The sequence below is a fragment of the Blautia intestinalis genome, assembly GCF_014297355.1.
Classification (GTDB): Bacteria; Bacillota; Clostridia; order Lachnospirales; family Lachnospiraceae; genus Blautia_A; species Blautia_A intestinalis.
In genome coordinates this window covers 231,436-250,026 of sequence record NZ_JACOQE010000003.1, presented here as the reverse complement: position 1 = coordinate 250,026, position 18,591 = coordinate 231,436, and the positions used below count along the sequence as shown (strand labels likewise).

Genomic DNA, 18,591 nt, shown 5'->3' with positions numbered 1-18,591 from the left:
AATTTTAGATTACAGCAAATTAGATTCCTAATGCTGTTCTCTTTTCTTCAATTCTTTCGATCATCAGATCAACTAATTTCTCGATATCTGTTTCTACTGTGTAAGCAGCACCTGTCCATTTTCTTGTTCCTTCTGTAAGAAGTTCACCCATCTCTGAAGAACCGGAAACATATGGATCAACACCAAGGAAGGTATCAATACCAGTACCTACTACGTAGTTACCGATGGATACAGCTTTTTCAGACATCCACTCAGGAGCACATCCGACTACCGGAAGCTGATTGATCTGAAGTCCTGAATCTTTTGCAAGTTCAGCAGCCAGGATCATCATACGGGAGATATCTACGCAGGATCCCATGTGGAGTACCGGTGGGATATCAGCCAGCTCACAGACACGTTTCAGACCTGCACCGCAGAGTTCTCTTGCGGATTTGTCCATCAGACCAGCTTTTGCAGCGGCCTGTGCAGAACATCCGGAAGCGATGATCACGATATCGTTTGCGATACATTTCTTCATCAGTTCAATATGTGCGTAGTCAGGACGGATCTTCGGATTGTTACATCCAACCATAGCAACGGCACCACGGATAACACCGGAAGTGATACACTCAAGTAACGGTTTTGTTGTTCCTGTTTCGTCTACCTGAGAGTTTGTAACTCCATCAAGGACTTTAACGATTGCTTCTACGGAGTAACCAACAGTAGCTTTCTGTTTCAGCTGTGGGATATGTACAAGCTCTGGTTTTCTGTTCTTGAAGTTGTCGATTGCCATCTTAACGATTGCTTTTGCATTTTCTCCGGCTGTCTCAGCATTGAATCTGATGAACTCAGCATCCGGCATCTGGGCAATCGGAGAAGTTGTGATGAATTTGGTGTGGAAGCATTTGCTCAGAGGTCCTAATGCAGGGAAGATACACTGAACGTCAACTACGATTGCTTCACAGGCTCCAGTCAGTACTACGTTCTCCTGCTGCAGGAAGTTACCGGCCATCGGAACGCCACGACGCATAGCTACTTCGTTTGAAGTACAGCATACACCTGAAACTGTGATTCCTTTAGCTCCTACGGATTTTGCATAATCAATCATTTCTTTGCTGTCTGCATATTCACAGATCATCTCAGAAAGGCTCGGATCATGTCCGTGTACAACGATGTTTACGTTTTCTTCAACCATTACACCAAGGTTTGCTTCTGTATCCAATGGCTTCGGTGTTCCGAATAATACGTCAGAGAACTCTGTTCCCATCATGGAACCGCCCCATCCATCAGCCAGGCCACAGCGAAGGGACTGTTTTACAAGCGCTTCCGGAAGAGAAGAACATCCCATATGAGCCATGTGCATAGAAGTTGCAACCTCACGGTCGATAGCACGTGGTGCGATTTCGTTCTCGATCAGTTTTTCTTTCTGTCCTTCCGGCATTCTGTCAAGGAATCTCTGATATCCGAATGGTTTACCATATTCCATCAGACCGATCTCAGCCATCTCATGAGCCAGATCATAGATATCTTTTCCTTCTGTTTCTACGCCCCATTCTTTTGCAATACGGATCAGTTTCGCAGGATCTTTTACCTTATAGTTTCCATCTTCTTTTGCACAGTACAGTGTGTGGCAGATTTCACGACCGTGATCAGAATGAGTAGCAGCACCGCCTGCAGTGAATTTCAGGAAGTTTCTTCCTACGATACCGTGTGCGTCACATCCGCAGACTCCTCTCGGAGCTTTAGGTGTGATACGGCATGGTCCCATAGCACAGATTCGACAGCAGATACCCTGCTCACCGAACTTACAGTGTGGAGTCTGGTTTTTTACACGAAACTGCCATGCATCTGCGCCTACCTTTGCGCCAGTTTCCAACAGTCTGTCGGTAGCAGCTTCAAATTCTTCCACTGTAGTTAATTTGAATTCACTCATTATAGACCTCCTTTAATGATACATGAATTGACATGTACTTTTCTTTCTTTTTTATGTAATAACCTCACTGACAGAACCCATCCCCCGCCATGGGTTATTTTTGAATTAATAAAAAGTGCTTTTTCCAGCACAAATGCCCTTGCCGTCAGATCCGACAGCAAGGGTCTTTCTTTACAGATTTAAATTTTTGATAATTTCTTTCAGTGCGGCCTTCACCGGATTATCTTCCGGAAGAGACGCTGTCGGACGGCCTTCGCAGTCATATTCATAGACTGTATCGTCCTGTGGAACTACACCGAGAAGGTGCAGACCCTGTTTCTCTATTTCTTCTTTGATTCCATCGTTCAGTTCGCCTTTCGGCGCACGGTTCACAATAAGTCCTACTGATTCCGGGTGCATATTGCATTCATCGATCAGTTTTGCAATTCTGCCAACCGCCTGAATCCCTCTTCTGGAACAGTCACTGACAAGGATTGCTGTCTGCATGGACGGAAGGACACCCCGGCTGATATGCTCCATACCCGCCTCGTTATCCACAACGATATATGGATAATGGTTCTGATATTTTGCGAGCTGCGCCTGAAGCAGGCCATTTACATAACAGTAACAGCCTTTTCCCTGTGTTCTTCCCATAACGAGAAGGTCAAAATCATCTTCTTCAGTTAACGCATCTTCAAAACGCATCTCTGCGTAATCTGCTTTGGACATTCCTTTCGGAATCGGGCTTTCTTTCACCAGTTCTGCCTGTGCAATTTCTTCCCTGACGTCGCCGAGAGTTGTCTCAACTTCCACTCCGAGAACTTCATTCAGATTGGAGTTTGCATCTGCATCTACTGCAAGGATCGGTCCTTTGCCCTGTTCACAGAGATACTGAATCAACATTCCGCATAAAGTAGTTTTACCAACGCCGCCTTTTCCGGCGACAGCAATCACGTGTGCCATAATAATAGAGTGCCTCCTGCTCTAATTCCGCATTTATGAAATTATAAATCCGTAATTTAATCTTTCTAGTCTTACTTCGAGTTATACAAGTGTACGCATACCGGATTCTTTGATGATCTCGCTTACGTCTTTCCACTTGTTCAGTGCATACAGATGGATACCTTCTACGCCGAGAGCGCGATATTTATCAATCTGTTTGATAGTGTATTCGATACCGGCTTTCTTGAAATCTTCTTTCTTCTGCTCAAGAGCATCGTCGAATGGAGCTTTGTCGAATGGGTTCGGGAAAATCCAGTATTTGGAAATCAGTCTGGAAAGTTCACGATCCATTACGCAGCCGTTACGGGACAGTGCCATGTTGATTGTAGCAGCCTGATCAAGGATTGGCATAATACCTACATCGATTGGCATTGTAACACCGGCTTTGCGGATTTTGTCCTGCCAGCGTGCAAACTGTTCCATATCCCAGCAAAGCTGAGTCATGATATAGTCAGCACCGTTGTCCTGTTTCATTTTAAGGACAGATATATCAGCATCCAGACTGCGACATGCAATATGTCCTTCCGGTGAACCTGCTACTGCGATTTCAAATTTGTCGCCAAATTCTTTACGGATAAATTTAACAAGGTCTGTTGCGTAGTTAAAATCTCCGCCTGTGGAATTCTCTCCACGCGGGAAGTCACCACGAAGTGCAAGGATATGATCAACGCCTTCGCTTAAATAAGTTTCAAGCTGATCTTTGATTCCCTCTTTTGTGTTTTTGATAACTGTGAAATGAGTTACCGGTACAGTGCCGGCTTTCTTAACCATCTGACATACTTCTCTGTTGGTGCCGACGTTTCCGCCGCCTGCTCCGTATGTAACAGAAATGTATTCCGGTTTGAACTCACAGAGATGTTCGATCGTTCCCGGAAGGTTTTCCATTCCCTTGTCTGTCTTCGGCGGGAAGAGTTCGAAGGAGAGGAGCTGTCTTTCTTTCATCAGTTCTGTTAATTTTACTGTTGCCATAATACATACCTCCACATATATGTTTTTTATCTAATGGGTTTTCGTTATCACCCTTAAGATCTGACTGAGATTTATTCACAGGCAAGTTTTACAATGCTGTTGGCCAGATCCACCATAAGGATACGGCCTTCTACAACTCTTTCATCACCCATGATATCTCTGAGTACAAGTTTGTTACCGTCCACATCGATTCTGGCTACATTTTTGAAGATTACAGAATCGTCACTTTCTTTATATACTGTTGCAAGACACATATTTCTGCCTCCTGACTATGTCACTGTCTTTCTTTGTACTTACGAATTGCTTCATTATTTAGTAATTTTCGCATTCCTGTGAGTCTTCGAAACCCGCTGACTTATTTCATTTCTTCTTTAACCAAAGTCAGCGCAAGGCCCAGACGCATGTTGCCTTTCTGGAAATCAGCCACTGCTTCTTTAATTGTCTTAGCAGAGCTGCTCAGTCCCATTTTTTCGAGGTTATCAGCCATCTGATCAAGTTCCGCTGCGTGATGTTCGTTATGCTGAAGCATATATGTCAGCAGTGCAACGGTTTCTTTCTTGCAGTCACCACCCTCGCAGGATCCACAGTGATCTGTACTTCCACAGTCACCATGAGAATGTGCATGTTCCCCATCACCATGTACATGGGAATGTGTATGTGTCACACCGTCCGCATGAGTATGTTCATGAGAATGCTCCGGTGTATGTTCATGTCCGTGATGAACGAGATTTCCGTTCTCATCTTTAATAAGATGCATATCGTGCTCCTTTCTCCGGTTCTACCTCCGGAACGCCTGTAAACAGGCGCACTTATGACAAGAATTTATCAATTAAATCCATTATACATCTTTTATTTCTGTTTATCAAGGATATAATAAGAAAAAATAGACAAAAACAGTTGTCGTTCACTCACTTTTTTTTACATTTTTTTAAATCGACATGTTTTTATTCGTTACATAAATAACGCCCCTGTCAAATAAATAACAACTAGTTGTTTACGCTTTTCTTTCCCACTTGTATTAATTTTTTAACATATTTGATGTTCTTCTTTCACAATTTTATGTTATAATAAACAAAAATTGTGAATTTTGCTAACAAGGAGGAATCATTTTGACCACTTCCGTATTTTTAAACAATGATCGTACCATGCCATTGCTTGGTCTGGGATTATATAAGATTACTGACGATGCCGAGGCAGAAACAGCTATTACCGCTGCTGTTCAGAACGGTTACCGCCTGTTTGATACGGCATCTGCTTATAAAAACGAAGAGTTCGTCGGACATGCACTTGCAAAATGCGGTATTCCCCGAAAAGATCTTTTTGTTACCACAAAGATCTGGAATAATGCACAGCGGCTTGGTGATGTAGAAGGTTCTCTGCAGCGAAGCCTTGACCGTCTCAGCCTGGATTACATTGATCTGTACCTGATTCACTGGCCGGTTCCCGGCTGTTTCTTAAACACATGGAAGGACATGGAAAAAATCCTTGAATCCGGTCGTGCTCTTTCTATCGGAGTCAGCAATTTTGAAATTCGCCACCTTGAAGAGCTTCGCAGAATTTCCGGTATTGTTCCTGTTGTTAACCAAATTGAATGCCACCCTCTCTGCTACCCGAAAGAACTGATCGAATACTGTCAGGCAAACGGCATACAGGTACAGGCTTATGCTCCGCTGGCGCGAGGTGCTTATCTTGACAATGATATTCTTTGTGTTCTCGGCACCAAATACGCGCATACACCGGCTCAGATCGGACTTCGCTGGGCAATCCAGAAGGGAATTTCCGTAATACCAAAGTCCACCCACCCGGAACGTATTGCTTCTAATGCCAGAATTTTTGATTTTACTATTGAGCAGGAAGATATGGATCTTCTTGACACACTGAATCAGAATTATCACAGTTCTTCCATCCCGGAAGATCTCAGGGATATTGTGTTTTAATTTTTATTTTAGAACTCAGAACTACATCCACACATTAATGCAACAAAATAAAACCGACTGGTCAGAGCGATCAGTCGGTTTTTCTTATGCATATTTCTCTTGCATCATCTTTTGTATTTCATATCGGTAGTTTTATCTTTATGTTCATTACCACGGAAGCATCGGTGTTTCCACTTTTTTATCGCGGATCATCAGATCGCGTACCGCATCGGCAGCCGGCTTGTCCTCAAATAGTACTTTATTTACTTCCATGATGATCGGCATATCCACATCATATTTTTCTGCAAGGCTCTTTGCAGCTTTTGCGGAATATACACCTTCTACTACCATCTTTACTTCATCCATCGCCTGTTGCATAGTATAACCTTTGCCCATAAGATATCCGGCTTTACGGTTACGGCTGTGTACACTTGCACATGTTACGATCAGATCCCCCATACCGGAAAGACCATAGAAAGTCTCCTGGCTTGCTCCCATTTTTGTGCCAAGGCGGGCAATCTCTGCGATTCCACGCGTGATCAGAGCTGCCTTTGTATTGTCTCCGTATCCAAGGCCATCTGCGGTGCCTGCCGCAAGTGCAATGACATTTTTCAGCGCTCCGCCAAGTTCTACCCCAAGGATATCCGGGGTCGTGTACACACGAAATACCGGACTCATAAAAATCCCCTGAAGATATTCTGCCGTTTCTCTTTTTGCAGCACTGACCACACAAGTTGTCGGAAGGCCTCTTCCCACCTCTTCTGCATGGCTCGGACCGGAAAGAACGCAGACATTCGCTGCCGGAATCTCTTCACTGATAATATCACTCAGCGTCATCAGTGTGTCTTCTTCAACGCCCTTTGCTACATTAACAATAATCTGACCTTCTTTGACAAACGGGGCCATCTGTTTCGCCGTACTTCTGGTAAAAGGGGATGGCACGGCAAGAACTGCTACATCAACATCCCTCAGACATCCCTCAAGATCTGTCGTAATTTCCACTTCTTCCGGAATTCGTACTCCCGGAAGTTTTGATTCGTGTTCACGTTTTTCATTCAGCATCTTTACTTCATTTTCAAGTGCCGACCACAGTTTTACCTGATGTCCGTTTTTGTGCAGGAGCAGTGAAAGGGCCGTTCCCCAGCTTCCAGCTCCCAGTACATTTACTTTTGCCATTTTCCCCACCATTTAACCTTTCTTTGTTTTTGATTTGCTCAGAAAGACCTTGCTTTCTGTTCCTTTTGATAATCGTACAATATTCGCTCTGTGACGCCAGAATGCCAGTACAGTCAGCGCAGTCATCACAAGGTACATTTCCGTCGTATGTATTCTGTCCATACCATATCCGCCAGCCTCTCCAAAGACAATCATCGCAATCAGAGCCGACAGATAAGATGTCAATGAACACAAAGAAACATAGTGCGTCGTAAAGAAGAGTGCAAAAAATACCACTGCACATATCACAAACATTCTCCAGTCAAATGCGATCAGGAATCCAACAGACGCTGCAATTCCCTTTCCGCCTCTGAATCCAAGAGTGATTGGGAAATTATGCCCGAGAATACATCCTGCAGCAGCATAAATGCAGAGCAACGGCATCATCTCTGTCTCCCTGCCCGCAAAAATCAGTCTGACCACCACAATCGCAAGTACACATTTCAGGCAGTCTCCAAGCAAAGTCATTGCACCGGCTTTCTTGCCGAAGGTACGCAGTGCATTTGTCGTTCCTGCATTACCGCTTCCATGCTCGCGAATATCGGTTTTATGCATTTTCCCAATGATATAGGATGTCTGAAAAAGTCCAAACACATAACCGATCAGAATACTAATCAAACGTTCCGTCATTTTACTCAGCTCTTTTCCCCGCGTTCACGGATAATAAATTTCAGGGAAGTTCCCCGAAAACCAAACGCATCTCTTACTTTGTTTTCAATGTATCTGGTATAAGAGAAATGCATCAGTTCTTTGTCATTGACAAAAATAACAAATGTCGGTGGTTTTACCCCCACCTGCGTCATATAAAAGATCTTCAGACGTTTTCCTCTGTCTGACGGCGGCTGCTGCATTGCAACTGCCTCGGAAAGGATCTCATTCAGGACACCTGTCTGAATACGTAAAGTCTGGTTCTCGATAACGGCATCAATTGTTTCAAACAGTCTCGGCAGACGCTGACCTGATTTCGCAGAAATAAATACCAGTTCTGCATATGGCATGTATGCAAGTACTTCACGGATACGGTTTGTATGCTTGTAAATGGTCTTGTCATCTTTTTCGACTGCATCCCATTTGTTAACTGCGATCACAACGCCCTTGCCGCGTTCATGTGCAATACCGGCAATCTTTGCGTCCTGCTCGGTCACACCTTCCGTTGCATCAATCACAACAACGACCACATCTGCGCGCTCTACTGCAGTAACTGTACGGATTACACTATAACGTTCCAGTTCTTCTTTGATTTTGCCTTTACGGCGAAGTCCTGCCGTATCAATAAAGATATATTCTCTGTCCTTCCATTTGACTTTTGCATCGACGGCATCTCTGGTCGTTCCGGCAATGTCAGAAACAATCACGCGATCCTCACCGAGCAGTTTGTTGATCAGAGAAGATTTACCTACATTTGGTTTTCCAACGACTGCAATCTTCGGAATATCATCATCTTCATCTGTGTCTGCATCTTCCGGGAATTCCTTTACGATTTCATCCAGCATATCACCAATACCGGTACGGTTTGCTGCAGAAATTGCAATCGGTTCTCCGATTCCCAGATTGTAAAACTCATAGACATCCATCATGTATTTCTGGACACTGTCTACTTTATTTACAACCAGAACAACCGGTTTCTGGCTTCTGCGCAGCATATCCGCTACTTTTGCATCAGAATCCACAAGTCCCTGCTGTACATCTGTAATAAACACGATCACGTCTGCTGTATCGATGGCGATCTGCGCCTGTTCTCTCATCTGTGATAAGATAATATCTCCACTGTCAGGTTCAATACCGCCTGTATCAATCAATGTAAATGACTTGTCCAGCCACGTCACATCTGCATAAATTCTGTCGCGGGTAACACCCGGGGTATCTTTTACAATTGATATCATTTCGCCTGCCAGCGCATTAAATAACGTGGATTTGCCTACATTAGGCCTGCCCACTATTGCCACTACCGGTTTGCTCATACATTTGTCTCCTTATCTGTTTTTTATTTTCTGTCGGATCCAGCACTGCCGATACAAGATCAGCCCCTGCCGGATCTACAACGATAATCTCTCTTCCAAGTTTCTCGGAAAGTTCCGTTACTGTAATATCATCAAGAAAAACATTTTCTCCGCTTCTCAGCATATTGCACGGAATCAGAAGCCTGTCTCCAAGTTCCCGTCCGGAAAGCTGCTCACTCAGATCCTGTCCGGTAATAAGTCCCGACACTGTGATCTTCTCTCCGAAAAAATCATTCCTTATTGCGATCACTTCGAATGTAATCTTCGGGTATTTTTCCTGAATGGTTTCCATACACTTCTTTATATATGGTGCCGCAAGTCTGCCTGTAGCAACAGTAACATGATATGCTCTGTCGTCTCCGTCTCTTGCTGCAACAGCTTCACGTACCTCGGTATCCAGAAGCCGGAGCATGCCAACTCCGTTTTCGAGCTGCAGATAACCATCATAACGGTCTTCTTCCGGAAGCTCCTCTCCTGCAAGAATATACCACTCATCTGAAGCATGGATAAAATGGATTCCATGTTTTTCGTACATAATCTTCTGCCAGCGGTGTATCTGCTCCAGAACTGCCTTTGCATCTTCTTTTGTAAATGGTTCCAAAGGATAAAGTCCGTCACGAAATTTCGTCAGACCGACCGGAACAACGGACACACTCTGAAGAACCGGTGCATATTTCGCCATTTCCCAAAGGCTGTATTCCAGCTCCTCACCATCATTGACGCCTTTGCACAGAACAATCTGCCCGTTCATCGTGATCCCCGCTTCATAGAGCCGGTCCACTTTTTTCAGCGCATCTCCCGCAAAACGGTTGTGCAGCATTTTGCAGCGAAGCTTTGGATTCATCGCCTGAAAAGATACATTGATCGGTGAAAGATGGTATTTGATCACACGCTCTATATCCTCCTGACTCATATTGGTCAGTGTCACATAGTTACCCTGCAAAAAAGAAAGTCTGGAATCATCGTCTTTAAAATACAGGGTCTCTCTCATACCCGGCGGCATCTGATCAATAAAGCAGAACATACAGTGATTGCTGCAGGAACGGTAATCATCCATCAGACCATTTTCAAACTCGATGCCGAGATCTTCGTCGTAATCCTTCTCAACTTCAAGTTCCCAGATCTCACCATTTGCTTTCTCTATCAAAAGTTCTATATATTCATCATTCAGGAGATAACGGTAGTCAAACACATCTTCTACCGGCTGGTGATTGATCTCCGCCAGCACATCTCCCGGTTCCAGTTCCAGTTCTTCACCGATACTGCCGGGAAGAACTCCGGAAATCACATGTTTCTTTTTTTTCATAGAATTCCTTTCTGATTATGACCATATCTGGTTTGCATTATATGAGAATTTACTCTTAATGTCCCAATAGACATATTACCCCAGATATTACTACTATAACAATTTCACAAGTAAAAATCAATAAATTCCTTGACTGGATTTAGGGCAAATGTTATAAATGTATTAGGACTCAGTTTGAATACTACACCTAGGAGGAATATTATGCCAAATATAGAGTTACTTGAAAAATCAACTCCAACTGCTCCGATTCGTATCGTAGCACTTGCAGGATGTCAGGATCTGGCGAAGGAGGTTGACAAGAAACTTGTAAAATTCCGTAAAGAACTTGCGGCAAAGAAAAAGCCAAGTACGATTCCACAGGGGTACAGCCTGCCTTCTTTCCTGGTTGATTCCGAGATCATCCGTTTCGGTACAGGTGAAGGTAAGGGATACATCAAAGAATCTGTTCGTGGTACAGATCTTTTTATCATGGTTGATATCACAAACTACAGCCTTACTTACAAGGTCTGCGGTCATGAGAACCATATGTCTCCGGATAACCACTATCAGGATCTGAAACGTATCATTTCTGCTGCTACCGGTAAAGCACACAGAATCAATGTCATCATGCCATTCCTTTATGAAGGCCGTCAGCACCGTCGTACCAAGAGAGAATCTCTTGACTGTGCACTGATGCTTCAGGAATTAAGAGATATGGGTGTCTCCAACTTCATTACCTTTGATGCACATGACCCACGTGTTCAGAATGCAATTCCTCTGGACGGCTTTGATAACTTTTTCCCGACTTATCAGTTTCTGAAAGCTCTGGTAAAAGAAGTCAAAGATTTCAAACTGGACAATGATCATCTGATGATCATCAGCCCGGATGAAGGTGCTATGTCAAGAGCCGTGTACTTCTCCAACATTCTCGGTGTAGACATGGGTATGTTCTACAAACGCCGTGACTACTCTACCGTTATCAACGGAAAGAACCCGATCGTTGCACACGAGTTCCTCGGTGATTCCGTAGAAGGAAAAGATGTTGTTATCATCGACGATATGATTTCTTCCGGCGAAAGTATGCTGGATGTTGCAAAGCAGATCAAAGAGCGCCACGCAAAACGTGTATTCATCTGCACCACATACGGTCTGTTTACAGATGGTCTCGACAAATTTGATGAATATTATGAGAAAGGCTGGATTGATAAAGTTATCACGACCAACCTCAACTACCGTCTGCCGGAGCTTCTGACAAAACCTTACTACATTGAAGCAAATATGAGCAAATATCTTGCAAGTATTATTGACATCATCAATCATGATGTTTCCGTAGAAAAGGTTCGTTCCAGCAACGAAAAGATCATGGAACTTATGGAAAAAGTAAATAACCGCTAAATTCAATGGGAGTTCGCATTATGCGAGCTCCCACTTTTACTGTATTATTCAGATACATTCATCATTTTCTCTATTTTAATCCGAGAAATGCCCCAAGATTTCCTCTTTTGCCATGCGATGCACGATGAGAAAACAAAAATTCCGGATTGCAGCAGGTACAGATTCCCGGCATTGAAATGTGATTCTCCGTGATGCCTGTTTCCATAAAAATAATTTTATTCGCTTCCCAGAGATTTAACTGATACTTTCCGTTTTCTTTTTTATAAAATAATGTTTTCCAGTGTTCCGGAGCAAAAGAGTTCTGAAATTCCTGTATTACATCTTCGCTGACTTCGTAACAGTCCTGACAGATAGACGGCCCGATAGCCGCATAAACATCTTTCGGATCTGTGCCATATGTTTCCTGCATTTTCTTTACCGTAACTGCCCCGATCTTTGAAACCGTTCCCCTCCATCCGGAATGAGATAAGCCAATTGCATGATGCACCGGATCAATGAAATACAGCGGTACACAATCAGCATAAAACGTTGCCAGAACCAGTCCACGCACATTTGTAATCATGCCGTCCACATCCGTGTACGGTCGCGGTTTCGTAATCCCATTTCCACGGTCTTCATCTGTAACGATACGCACATTTGCCGTATGCGTCTGATCCGAAGTCACGATGTCTTTTTCCGAAAAGCCAAGTGCGGCTGCAAATCTCCTGTAATTTTCGCGGACAGCAGCGTCCTCATCTCCCCTTGTAAAGCTGAGATTCATAGATGCATAAATTCCTTTGCTTACACCACCCAGTCTGGTACTGAATCCATGCACAATATCTTTAAACTGTTCAAATGCCGGGTATGTAAGCCAGGTCACACCTTTATTTTCTTTTATCTGCATATGTAAGGCTGTTCCCTCATGCCATCTTATTTCCGTCATCCTGTTCTTCCTCTCTTTTGTCACTCACAATAATCAAATGCATTTTTGATCCACCGGATCTGCTGTCCGTCAATCGCAACAACATCAAATCTGCACGGCGGCTCCCGATACCCATAACGAATCAGAAAAAAACTTGCCGCACGGCTGATTCGTTTCTGTTTATGCCAGTCTACTGCTGCGGATGCGTACCCATTTCCCCCAGAACTTCGATATTTCACCTCGACAAACACCAGATATTTCCCATCTCTGGCTACCAGATCAATTTCTCCACTCTTGCAGCGAAAATTCCTCTCGATCACCAACAGACCCTGTTTTTCCAGAAAGGCAGCCGCCTGATCTTCATAGCGACTGCCTGTTTTTCTTTTATTGATACAAAACACTCTTTTCTGATTTTATGTCGGTATCTTTCGTATAGATTTTTATATCATTATAACACAACTTCACTATCATACAAAATTTTTAATAAACGTTACACGATGGATTGGTGTCGGACCAAATTTCTTCAATGCCTCGATGTGTTCTGTCGATCCATAGCCTTTATTGGATGCAAAACCATATCCCGGCAGTGTTTTATCGTATTCGGCCATCAGGCGGTCTCTCGTAACCTTTGCCACAATGCTTGCCGCTGCAATGGACGCACTTTTGGCATCCCCTTTTATGATCGGCACCTGCGGAATCTCAATTCCCGGAATCGTAACCGCATCATTCAAAAGAAGCTGCGGAGTAACTTTCAGCTTGCTTATTGCCTGACGCATGGCTTCATAGGTTGCCTGTAGAATATTAATCTCGTCAATCTTCGCCGGTCCGACCATCCCAATTCCAACAGCCACTGCTTCCCGCAGGATAACATCATAGAGTTCTTCTCTTTTATGTGCTGTCAATTTCTTTGAATCGTTCAGATACAAAATCTGATGATCCGCCGGAAGAATCACTGCGCATGCTACTACCGGACCTGCCAGCGGTCCTCTGCCTACCTCATCAATCCCACAGAGATATCCCAGATGTTCGTATTTGTGCTCATACTGCATCATCTGTTCCATACGAAGTTTTTCCGCTTCCAGAGCTTTTATTTTCTTTTCATACTGAAGGATCAGTTTCTGTACACCGCTTCTGGAATCTTCACGGTACAGATCACACATATTTTGCCAGTCGGCTTCTCCCGCCGCTGCAAATTCATCTTTTATTTCACCGATTTTTTTCATCAGTTTTTCTCCTGCTCTGCCCACTCCAGAGTGATGCGTCCGATCTTTCCGCTTCGGAAATCATCAAACAGAAGTCCGGAAGCCTTTGTATAATCAAGCTCTTCCCCTTTTTTGAGGCAGCCTCGCGCTTTTGCGATCTCACCAAGAATTTCCACGGCATTTCCCTCTTCAGAGATACCATAACGTTTCTCGAGGAGTCCTGTATAATGTTCTTTCAGATAGTCGATCAGTTTTAATGCCAGCTCTTCCATATTCAGAATATCGTCTTTGATCGAACCGACAAATGCCAGACGAATTCCAACTTCCTGATCCTCAAATTTCGGCCAGAGGATTCCCGGTGTATCCAGAAGCTCCACATTTTTATTCAGGCGGATCCACTGTTTGCCCTTTGTAACACCCGGTCTGTTGCCGGTCTTTGCACAGGCCTTACCTGCAAAGGTATTAATAAATGTAGATTTTCCTACATTCGGGATTCCCGCAACCATGGCACGGATCGGACGATTCTTGATTCCTCTTCTGCGGTCACGTTCTATCTTTTCTTTGCATGCCTCCTGAATCACATTCTGTATTGTCTTCATGCCGGCTCCATTTCTGGAATCCACCTTCACTACATGAAAACCTTTACTCTGAAAAAACTCTTTCCATGCCTCATTCTGTCTCTCATCTGCAAGATCCGCCTTATTTAGAAGAATCAGGCGTGATTTGTTCTGTCCGAGCTGATCAATGTCCGGATTTCTGCTGGAAAGCGGCACTCTGGCATCTACCAGCTCTATAATCAGATCTATCAGTTTCAGATCTTCCTGCATCTGTCTCTTTGCTTTGGTCATATGACCCGGATACCACTGTACGTTCATATATTACCTAACCTTTCGTAAATCCCAGTTTTTCAAAGGGTGCACACGTAAACCAGATTTTGCCTGCGATATAGCGCTTCTTTATCATACCGACATCTGCATAACGGCTGTCTTCACTGTTGTTCCTGTTATCTCCAAGAACAAAATATTCACCGGATTCCAGCGTAATAGAACTGGACGCAAGTCCCGGATTACTGATCATAGGAAAATCTTTGCCCTCTTTGTAAACTTCCCCGTCGATCAGGATTCGTCCACCCGAAATCTGGATGGTTTCTCCCGGAAGTCCGATCACACGCCGGATATGCAGTGCCGCATCATCACTGGCATTCGTTCGAAACACGATCAGATCTCCTCTTTTTGGGGAAGAAAATTTATATACCACACGGTTTATAAAAAAGCGGTCGCCTACCTCGATCGTCGGTTCCATCGAACTTTCCTGCATCGTCACTGTCTGAAACAGCATAATGCCGACCATAGCCGCCAGCACCAATGTCACAACGATCTCAAACACCCAGCGCATAAAGCCGCGTACTTTTTCGTCTTCTAGTTTTTCTTTTGCTTCCTGAATTTTTGGACTTTGTTTCCAGTTTTTTATATCCATATTCATTCTCCCATAATGGAATCAGCAGACACACTGCCGCTTCTTCGATATGCAATGCAAAAAGAGGGACAATAGCTGTCGTTATTGTCCCTGCTTCTGAAACCTTTGAAATTTTCTTATCTGACGCGTTCTTTAACTTTAGCAGCTTTACCTACACGATCTCTCAGGTAGTTCAGCTTAGCACGGCGAACTTTACCATGACGGATAACTTCTACTTTAACAACGTGTGGGGAGTGAAGCGGCCATGTTTTCTCAACGCCTACACCATTGGAGCTCTTTCTTACTGTGAAAGTTTCTCTGGTGCTTCCACCCTGTCTCTTAAGAACAGTTCCCTCAAAGATCTGAATTCTCTCACGGTTTCCTTCTTTGATCAGAGCGTGTACTCTTACTGTGTCACCTACACGAAACTCCGGTACTTCTGCTTTTAACTGAGCAGCTTCGATGTTTTTGATAATGTCGTTCATTTTATTCTCTCCTATTCTTATCTGGATGTTCTTAATACATACGACTGTAACAGAGGACCATCTTTTTTACAACATTGTTGATTATACTATACTCTCCATGCTAATGCAAGAAGATTTTAATTGTTTTCTGTATTTTCCGCATCTGTTTGGTTTGCGGCATCTGACTGACTGTCTGTGCCTGCAAGAAGCTGATTCAATTCCTCAATCATTTCTTCGTCTTTCAGACGGAATTTGACTTCCACTCGTCTGGACGCGTCTTTATCTACATTTCCGTCTGCATCCAGCACCGGATTTGCCATGGAATGTCCGTTGACTGTCAGATACTTCTCGAGTTCCTGTGACTGCTCGTCATTCAGGAAATTGCCCTGAATATCGATCAGATACTGCGCCACTGCCAGTGATCTCTGCTGAGAGAGCTGCAGATTGTAACTGTAATCTCCGTCTGTATCCGTGTATCCGTCAATGATGATCTCTGCGAGGTAATCTTTGTAATCGTCCTGCAGAAGTACTTTACAGTAGATCGGAAGGATCTGCTCCAGTGCCTGTTTACCGGAATCGGTCAATTCTGCCTGATCATAATCAAACATAACACTTGCTTCCAGAGTCAGCGCACCGGTCTGTGCATCAATGTCAACATTTATATTGTTTTTGGAAAATTCATTTTTGAGTGCCTCAATAACATCCGCTTTTACACCGATGATCTGATCGATCTGCACCTGCTGGTCTTTCAGCTGTGCCGTCTTCTCATCAAGTGCTGTCTGCTGTGCATTCAGCGTTGATTCCTGTTCTTTCAGTTTTGCAGCAAGAGCCTCCAGCTGTTTCTGCTGCTCGGCAAGCTTCTCATCCTGTGTCTTTAACTGCTCATCCTGATTCTGCAGTGTCTCATCCTTTTCATCAATGGCATTCTGTTTATCCAGAAGTTCCTGCGTGTACTGCTCCTGTATCGCAATCTTCTCATCTCGCTCCTGCAGACTTTCATTATAGCTTTTCTGTGCCTGAAAAAGCGTCACGCACATAATAAGTACAAAAAGCAGAAGCACACCTGCCATCATATCAGAATAAGAACGCCAGACGTTAAATCCATTGCCTTCTGATTTTTTCTTTTTGCGCATCTGTTTCTCCTTTTATCTGAATAAACCGAATTTGCCTTTCTGGACTCCCTTGGAAAGCTCACGGATATTTCTGGAGATTTCTTCCAGAAGTTCCTCCTGCCGGTCACCCCGTTCCTGAATAGTTTCCTGAAGTCTTTCCAGCGTCTCTTTCTGAGCAATCTGTCCGCCGCTGAGCTGAACATTATTTCCGTTTCCTGTCGCCGAGATATCTGCAAGCAGACGACGAACCTGTTCCATCGTCTTACAGGACAGTTTCTGATACTGAGCAAAATCCTGAAGTTTCTGTTCAAATTCCTCAACCACTTCACGATTTGCTTTTGCCACATCTGCATTACCTTTGCCCGCTGCGGAAATACGTTCCATTCCCTGCGCTGCAGCCTCAACATATTTCTGCATGGTCTGGTTACATGCAACCCAGAATTTTGCAGAAGAGGTCTCTGCTTCCTTAAGATAATCAGCAAGATGCTGGTAATCTGCCTGCTGCTGTTTCTGGATTGTCTGATTGTCCCGTACAATACGGCCAGCCACAGAAATATATTCTTTCTGAATGCTTACGGACTCTTCAAGCATCTTTTTCATTGTAGTCTCATGCTCTACATATGCGTCACTGAGCTGCCTGCTCATAGCCTGATAGAGGTTTGTCGTATAGTTTACATTGTCCGTCTGCGCATCTTTCAGCTGAGTAAGTGCTTTCCCGAAATCAGCAAACTGTGTTTCAAATGATGCATTCATTTCTTTCAGGAATGCATCCAGTATCTCTTTTACTGCATCTTCCTGGCATCTGGTCACAGAATCAACCAGTGTATCCATAGAATCGTTCATTTTTTTGAAAGTTGGTGTAATGACTTTCTCAAAGCTGTCTGCCATTTTTACGGAAAACTGCTCTGCCATCTGATTCATTGCTGCAGTCTGATTCTTCTGGCTCGCAACAAGAAGATTCATGGACTCAGTCTCTGCACTCGGCATGACATATGTATGGAAACGGTCAAGAAACATCTGAAGATTCTCTGTCATAGAAGAATATTCGCTCTTCATTCCGGATGTGTAAACGATAGAAAACGCAATACCATAAATGGAAGTCAGGAATGCGACCTTGATGCCATCAACCAGCGAAGATACGGAACTCGTCATTGCCGCATAATCTGATGGCTGAAAATCCTTAAGTCCCCATACCAGACCTACAAAGGTACCTAAGATACCGATGCTGGTAAAAAGATCCGGTGCCATTTCCAGAAGCCGTTTATGCACGTGCATATCGAGATCATCTTCATTCAGAAACTCTTCAATATCCACGATTCCTTCCTGGCTCTTCGCAATACTGTCTGTAAATGCCTTCATCTTGCCATCCAGATAGGCATGATGAAAAATTCCGTTCAGTGATGCCACTTTATCCGGTGCTACTCTTCCCGGCATTTTAAAGGCATCCTCCAGCTCGTCCGCCGCATCCTTCAATGCAAGCGAAAGCTTATTCATGCGAAACATTCCGCCCAACAGCCCCACGATATAGACAACTGCAATAATACCGAGAAAAATAAAGTTGTAGATCAGCACGCTTGCCGCACTGTTGCCTACGTACAATGTCATTCCGAGAGCAGCTGCAAGTACAGCCAGAAACAACACGACATTCATGATTTTTTTCCTCATAGCTAACCTCCCTGTAGTGTTTAATTTATTCTTGTTTTTTTGCAAAAAAGCATTAATTTCATACTATTTTCTGCCTTTTCTATCATATCATATCACAATTTTACGAACAAGCTGTTTTC

At 43.8% G+C, this 18,591-nt stretch carries 19 protein-coding genes; 2 read left to right on the top strand and 17 right to left on the bottom strand.

Annotated elements, in window-relative coordinates:
- Positions 1-19: 19 nt before the first annotated feature.
- The 5 genes from cooS to H8Z79_RS07525 all read right to left on the bottom strand — a co-directional run bounded on the left by cooS (position 20) and on the right by H8Z79_RS07525 (position 4,619).
- Positions 20-1,912, bottom strand: coding sequence for an anaerobic carbon-monoxide dehydrogenase catalytic subunit (cooS, locus tag H8Z79_RS07545; RefSeq protein WP_015542888.1), 1,893 nt, complete (start codon positions 1,910-1,912; stop codon positions 20-22).
- Positions 1,913-2,083: 171 nt separating this feature from the next.
- Positions 2,084-2,854 carry an ATP-binding protein gene (locus tag H8Z79_RS07540; RefSeq protein WP_015542889.1) on the bottom strand — a complete coding sequence of 257 codons (771 nt, stop codon included), beginning with the start codon at positions 2,852-2,854 and terminating at the stop codon, positions 2,084-2,086.
- A gap of 81 nt (positions 2,855-2,935) precedes the next feature.
- A complete protein-coding gene (locus H8Z79_RS07535) occupies positions 2,936-3,862 on the bottom strand; it encodes a methylenetetrahydrofolate reductase (protein ID WP_015542890.1) in 927 nt (308 codons plus the stop codon).
- A 71-nt stretch (positions 3,863-3,933) separates the two neighbouring features.
- Complete coding sequence (locus H8Z79_RS07530) at positions 3,934-4,116, bottom strand: CooT family nickel-binding protein (RefSeq protein WP_015542891.1); 183 nt, start codon at positions 4,114-4,116, stop codon at positions 3,934-3,936.
- Positions 4,117-4,217: 101 nt separating this feature from the next.
- Positions 4,218-4,619, bottom strand: a complete 402-nt coding sequence (locus tag H8Z79_RS07525) for a hypothetical protein (RefSeq protein WP_015542892.1) — start codon at positions 4,617-4,619, stop codon at positions 4,218-4,220.
- A 352-nt stretch (positions 4,620-4,971) separates the two neighbouring features.
- Between H8Z79_RS07525 and H8Z79_RS07520 the strand changes: the two genes are divergently transcribed.
- Positions 4,972-5,799: an aldo/keto reductase gene (locus H8Z79_RS07520; RefSeq protein WP_225876936.1), complete on the top strand. Its 828-nt coding sequence runs from the start codon at positions 4,972-4,974 to the stop codon at positions 5,797-5,799.
- 147 nt (positions 5,800-5,946) lie between these two features.
- On the opposite strand, the gene H8Z79_RS07515 is transcribed toward H8Z79_RS07520, so the two are convergent.
- Genes H8Z79_RS07515 through H8Z79_RS07500 form a run of 4 tightly spaced genes read right to left on the bottom strand, consistent with a single transcriptional unit; the run spans position 5,947 to position 10,299 of the window.
- Entirely contained in the window at positions 5,947-6,954 is a 1,008-nt protein-coding gene (locus tag H8Z79_RS07515) for an NAD(P)H-dependent glycerol-3-phosphate dehydrogenase (RefSeq protein ID WP_118039637.1), read from the bottom strand.
- A 12-nt stretch (positions 6,955-6,966) separates the two neighbouring features.
- A complete protein-coding gene (plsY, locus tag H8Z79_RS07510; protein ID WP_118039508.1) occupies positions 6,967-7,623 on the bottom strand; it encodes a glycerol-3-phosphate 1-O-acyltransferase PlsY in 657 nt (218 codons plus the stop codon).
- A gap of 5 nt (positions 7,624-7,628) precedes the next feature.
- Positions 7,629-8,954, bottom strand: coding sequence for a ribosome biogenesis GTPase Der (der, locus tag H8Z79_RS07505; RefSeq protein ID WP_015542895.1), 1,326 nt, complete (start codon positions 8,952-8,954; stop codon positions 7,629-7,631).
- Positions 8,917-10,299 carry a DUF512 domain-containing protein gene (locus H8Z79_RS07500; RefSeq protein ID WP_118039509.1) on the bottom strand — a complete coding sequence of 461 codons (1,383 nt, stop codon included), beginning with the start codon at positions 10,297-10,299 and terminating at the stop codon, positions 8,917-8,919. The genes der and H8Z79_RS07500 overlap by 38 nt, the downstream gene beginning before the upstream one ends.
- 201 nt (positions 10,300-10,500) lie before the next feature.
- Here H8Z79_RS07500 and H8Z79_RS07495 point away from each other — a divergent pair, with 201 nt between their 5' ends.
- On the top strand, positions 10,501-11,673 hold the full coding sequence (locus H8Z79_RS07495; protein ID WP_015542897.1) for a ribose-phosphate pyrophosphokinase: 1,173 nt from the start codon (positions 10,501-10,503) through the stop codon (positions 11,671-11,673).
- Between the two features lie 70 nt (positions 11,674-11,743).
- On the opposite strand, the gene pgeF is transcribed toward H8Z79_RS07495, so the two are convergent.
- From pgeF to H8Z79_RS07455, 8 genes are all read right to left on the bottom strand, one after another.
- Positions 11,744-12,595, bottom strand: a complete 852-nt coding sequence (pgeF, locus tag H8Z79_RS07490) for a peptidoglycan editing factor PgeF (protein ID WP_118039510.1) — start codon at positions 12,593-12,595, stop codon at positions 11,744-11,746.
- A 20-nt stretch (positions 12,596-12,615) separates the two neighbouring features.
- Positions 12,616-12,966, bottom strand: coding sequence for a YraN family protein (locus H8Z79_RS07485; RefSeq protein WP_118039638.1), 351 nt, complete (start codon positions 12,964-12,966; stop codon positions 12,616-12,618).
- Positions 12,967-13,041: 75 nt separating this feature from the next.
- Positions 13,042-13,797: a ribonuclease HII gene (locus H8Z79_RS07480; protein ID WP_118039511.1), complete on the bottom strand. Its 756-nt coding sequence runs from the start codon at positions 13,795-13,797 to the stop codon at positions 13,042-13,044.
- Positions 13,797-14,651, bottom strand: a complete 855-nt coding sequence (ylqF, locus tag H8Z79_RS07475) for a ribosome biogenesis GTPase YlqF (RefSeq protein ID WP_015542900.1) — start codon at positions 14,649-14,651, stop codon at positions 13,797-13,799. The genes H8Z79_RS07480 and ylqF overlap by 1 nt, the downstream gene beginning before the upstream one ends.
- A gap of 7 nt (positions 14,652-14,658) precedes the next feature.
- Positions 14,659-15,252 (bottom strand): signal peptidase I, encoded by a 594-nt coding sequence (gene lepB / locus H8Z79_RS07470; RefSeq protein WP_118039512.1) that lies wholly within the window; start codon positions 15,250-15,252, stop codon positions 14,659-14,661.
- A 116-nt stretch (positions 15,253-15,368) separates the two neighbouring features.
- Positions 15,369-15,716: a 50S ribosomal protein L19 gene (gene rplS / locus H8Z79_RS07465; protein WP_015542902.1), complete on the bottom strand. Its 348-nt coding sequence runs from the start codon at positions 15,714-15,716 to the stop codon at positions 15,369-15,371.
- 116 nt (positions 15,717-15,832) lie between these two features.
- On the bottom strand, positions 15,833-16,828 hold the full coding sequence (locus H8Z79_RS07460; protein ID WP_015542903.1) for an OmpA family protein: 996 nt from the start codon (positions 16,826-16,828) through the stop codon (positions 15,833-15,835).
- A gap of 12 nt (positions 16,829-16,840) precedes the next feature.
- Entirely contained in the window at positions 16,841-18,472 is a 1,632-nt protein-coding gene (locus H8Z79_RS07455; protein ID WP_118039513.1) for a MotA/TolQ/ExbB proton channel family protein, read from the bottom strand.
- Positions 18,473-18,591 lie beyond the last annotated feature (119 nt).